Below are 3,910 nucleotides of genomic sequence, written 5' to 3'. Positions count from 1 at the left end.
TATCTCATCCTGCAAATAGACATCTCCATAATACCTTAAAATTCTAAAAATAGAGTATAATGGAAGGAATTAGTCATAGATAATCTGGAAAAATGAGCAATTCTACTTGGGAATATATTCAAAAACACCCTAAACAAACAAAAAGGTTATTAGGAATTAATTATGAGCAATTAATAAAACTGATAGAGCAAGGAAAGCTTATAGCTAAAGAAAAACAACAAGAGAATGAAAAAACTAAAATTAGACTTATTAAAGCAGGAGGTGGTAATCATCCCAAATTATCTGAGGAAGAACAAATAATTTTGATGTTAGTTTATCTGAGGCATAACTTAAGTTTTCAACTTTTAGGTTTGCTTTTTAAAGTAAGCGAGTCAACGGCTCATAACTTATTTAATTATTGGCAAAAAATATTTCAAGAAGCCTTACCACCAAGTCGGTTAGAACAAGTAAAAAAGTTCCCGGAAGAAGTAGAACAGATTAAGGAAGAATTAACCAACTATGAATTGATAGTAGATAGTTCAGAGCAAGTCATCGAGAGACCTTTAGACTACCAAACCCAAAAGAACTATTATTCAGGTAAACAAAAAAGACATACTTTTAAAAGTCAGTTTGTGGTTTTACCAAAAGGACAAGAAATTCTTGATGTAGTTGTGGGAAAACCAGGGCCAATGAGTGACATTAAAATATGTCGCCAAACTTTAAATAAATTTGATGAACACCAATTTTTTAGTGGAGATAAAGCTTATGTAGGAGAAGCGCAAATAACTACTCCGTCTAAGAAACCTAAAAATGGAGAATTAACTGATTCACAGAAAGCCGATAATAAACTTTTATCAAAATCGCGAATTTTCGTAGAGCATTTGATCAGAAGAGTGAAAATATTTAAAATTATTCAAGAAAGATTTCGTTTAACTAAAAAGCGTTATGAATCGGTAATATTAACTGTTTGTGGCTTAGTAAGATTAAGAAGCGATGCAGCGCGGTCTTGGGGGTTTCCCCCATGAGCGACTGCATCAAGACATTGGCTCTCTAATTTTAAAAATAATAGAATCGGCTGAATGTGGTCAAGTAATTGACATTGTAATGACTCATAATTTTACTCCAAATTTGGATAATGAGACTCCAAAACCTGATGAAATGGTTCCTATGGCTAAATTTTGAATCAGTTATTGACCCCCTTAGTTTGATTGCTGTGACTTGATTACAGATTATTGGAGATGTCTACAGGTTTACCGCAATTACTGACTTATGCTTTCAACAGCCTAGAGCATCAAGAATTTGTTTGGGGATTAGCCACTAATGGTCTGGTTTATCAGTTTGTTTATATCCATCAGGGTAATCCCCAAACTTATCAATATATGCCGATTTTAAACTTGTTTGAAAGCGATCGCGCCATGGTTATACTCCAAGTTTTGAAAGGGATTTGCAAACTTTAGAAATAGTACACTCTACGGTATTGATACACTGATTTAATTCAAAGAACTAGGTTCTACAATCAGGGTAATGTTATCAATCCCAGTTACTTCAACAATATCCCCAGGGTTGAGAGTGATGGCTTGTGGACATTTAGCATTCCAGTAGCTGGCTCGGAAGTGTACACGTCCGCTTTGATTGGGTTGTATGGCAACTTTAACAGTAGCTTCTCCTTGCCAACGGTTAAGGGTTTGGCTAGGGGAGGTTTGGGCTTGATGACACCGAAATAGTTTAAACATTGTTAGTTATCTATCAATACAGCAATTCTACTGAGATCTGCTTAATCTTGAGATAGTGATGTATAGCGTTTCCTAGTAAGCGTGAGGTACATCTAAATTTTCTTCCTTAACCAATAACGAAAGTACCTCACCCAATTGAGAACTGCTATATTAACTTATCAGTGACTTTGGAGAGAATTATGAGTAATTTGAAAATAAAGTCAATCAAAAGGTAAAAAGGAGTGTGGTGAAGCGTACAAAATTCTGTGCTTGAGTGGAAGTAGGTATAATCAGCATATTCGGTAAACCATGACCGATTATCTCCGAATCAAGGCAAAAATTCGGAAAAGAAGGATAATTGTTAATTGTTAATTAATGAACATCCAAGACTGATGAGTAGTCAACCGAACTCGATATTATCTATTCCTGTCCACTGGTGGAAATGTTTCAGTCTTAAAGCGAATCTTAACCTGACCAATGATGTCTGTACTCATAGTCACTGCATCGAATGAACTCTCATTCACTGGCTTAACCGTGAGTTTATTGTGACTAGTACCAGCAGAAACGTTACCCGATTCTGCTACTGCACGACCTCTGATGTAAGGGCTGGTTTCTTGATGCGATAGTGAGTGGGGGAAACCCCCTTTGGCCGACTGCATCGCTTGTTGAGGCTTATGTTGACGCTGATACTGGTTTGTTCCTGTAGTTTGTTGCTCAGTAGCAGTCACATTGAAGGTGAGCTTCGAGACAATTTCCCCATCAGTTACTACAATCCGTGCCATTCCTTCCCGTGCTATTGCCCGCAGATGCTCTATCATATTAGTCGCTAGTAACTCACCAATTTTCGAGCGAATCTCTTGGACTTGGCTAGTGAAGAATCTCTCCTGATTCTCTTGGATGGTAAGTGTCAGAGGATTTGTAAGATTAATGGTTTCAGCTTCTAGAGCTTGAGCTACTTCCCTTAAGAGGTGATTGGCTGGCTTTTCTTGAGTACCAGTGTTGGGGTTAGCAGGGATAGTTTTAAAGGTATAGTTGGGACGCACAACTGTACCTCCGGGACCATCAGGGTAGTGTTGGACAAGATGGTCAGTAATTTGGGCATCAGAGACATTCTCAGCCTGGAACTGAGCCAGAGTTTTAGCGAGATTGGCTACAAGTTCCCGATAGGCTTCCATCTGCTTGATAGTTGCACCCATGATAGCGTCGAATGCACTGTTGATCAGCCCAGCAGTAAACTCAGTAAAGCCTAGCTCTTGAACTTGCTTTGCCCCACTGATACCACACTCAACTGCACTATTATTAGTATTAGTATTATTATTATTCATTGGGCTAACACCTGTTGCCAGTGGGCTTTGACATTGAGGGTGTTCAGCAGCTATTTCCTTAAGGGTATCTCCCATCACCGTAGCAACCTTTTCCCGCACTAATTGCAGTTCTTGGTTACTTTTAACCTGCACTAAGGCTTGATCCACTACGTCATTAACCAAGGTATTCACACCATGCTCAATCGCTACCTCTGTGGGCATACTTTGATCAATAGTTGACCCAGTTGACCCATCTTCTCCAGGCATTTTTACGAGAATCGGCGACCTTGGGTTTTGATTGATCAAGTCTGTGCTTTCCATCATATCGAGTTGGGTTGAATACTTATAATTATTGGTTAATAGTTACATAAAAATTGTAACTGAAAAAGTAAGCATTCAGCTGTCAGATATCAGTTTATGCGCTACGCGCACGCTACGCGAACAGCTATCAGTTTTCAGCCATTGGCCATTGACCTTGGCCAAAGACTTTTATCCAGACTGGCAATTGGATAAAATCTCGAACTATTAAATTCTCCTGTTTAAGGTTTATTTTAAGCATTAGGCTGACGGCTGAATGCTGACGGCTGAATTCTGAAAGTTTGATGCTGTTTGATTAGGAAAGGAAAAGGGCAATCATACAAAAATGACAAGGGCATCCCTGGAAAGTGATATCATTTTCCAGGGATGCCCTTTGCCCTTTGTCTTTAATTCTTTACCTTCACTTCCTTAATTAGTAATCTTGATATCAACCCATCCACTTGTGGTGCAGAGCATGATCACCAGCAACTACAAAAACATCAAGGCGGTCAGGTCCCCAAGATGCTGCTGCTACCCCAGCAATGCTGTAACCACCTAGGTTTTTCCAATTTTTCCAGGCAGAACCATCCCAGGAACGGCAATAGACCTTGCCCATGG

At 39.1% G+C, this 3,910-nt stretch carries 5 protein-coding genes; 3 read left to right on the top strand and 2 right to left on the bottom strand.

The window, feature by feature from the left end; translation table 11 throughout:
- The first annotated feature begins 92 nt into the window (after nt 1-92).
- Entirely contained in the window at nt 93-1,004 is a 912-nt protein-coding gene (locus F6K53_RS35485) for a transposase family protein (RefSeq protein ID WP_293084017.1), read from the top strand.
- Nucleotides 1,005-1,217: 213 nt separating this feature from the next.
- Nucleotides 1,218-1,436: a hypothetical protein gene (locus tag F6K53_RS35480; protein ID WP_075905517.1), complete on the top strand. Its 219-nt coding sequence runs from the start codon at nt 1,218-1,220 to the stop codon at nt 1,434-1,436.
- 33 nt (nt 1,437-1,469) lie between these two features.
- On the opposite strand, the gene F6K53_RS35475 is transcribed toward F6K53_RS35480, so the two are convergent.
- Complete coding sequence (locus F6K53_RS35475) at nt 1,470-1,712, bottom strand: NfeD family protein (protein ID WP_075905515.1); 243 nt, start codon at nt 1,710-1,712, stop codon at nt 1,470-1,472.
- Nucleotides 1,713-2,107: 395 nt separating this feature from the next.
- Nucleotides 2,108-3,319, bottom strand: a complete 1,212-nt coding sequence (locus F6K53_RS35470; protein WP_293084014.1) for a hypothetical protein — start codon at nt 3,317-3,319, stop codon at nt 2,108-2,110.
- Between the two features lie 28 nt (nt 3,320-3,347).
- Here F6K53_RS35470 and F6K53_RS35465 point away from each other — a divergent pair, with 28 nt between their 5' ends.
- The gene (locus tag F6K53_RS35465) at nt 3,348-3,524 is read left to right on the top strand and encodes a hypothetical protein (protein WP_158069878.1); all 177 of its coding nucleotides are present in this window, start codon (nt 3,348-3,350) and stop codon (nt 3,522-3,524) included.
- Nucleotides 3,525-3,910 lie beyond the last annotated feature (386 nt).

This window comes from Moorena sp. SIO4A1 (genome assembly GCF_010672065.1).
In the GTDB taxonomy this organism is placed as follows: Bacteria; Cyanobacteriota; Cyanobacteriia; order Cyanobacteriales; family Coleofasciculaceae; genus Moorena.
Note: the sequence above shows the minus strand (reverse complement) of the source record. Positions and strands in the feature narration are given on the sequence as shown.

Bases quoted from the DNA above. Each gene is read 5' to 3' on its own strand.
- F6K53_RS35485 (WP_293084017.1), top strand. From the start codon at position 93: ATGAGCAATTCTACTTGGGAATATATTCAAAAACACCCTAAACAAACA.
- F6K53_RS35480 (WP_075905517.1), top strand. From the start codon at position 1,218: ATGTCTACAGGTTTACCGCAATTACTGACTTATGCTTTCAACAGCCTA.
- F6K53_RS35475 (WP_075905515.1), bottom strand. From the start codon at position 1,712: ATGTTTAAACTATTTCGGTGTCATCAAGCCCAAACCTCCCCTAGCCAA.
- F6K53_RS35470 (WP_293084014.1), bottom strand. From the start codon at position 3,319: ATGATGGAAAGCACAGACTTGATCAATCAAAACCCAAGGTCGCCGATT.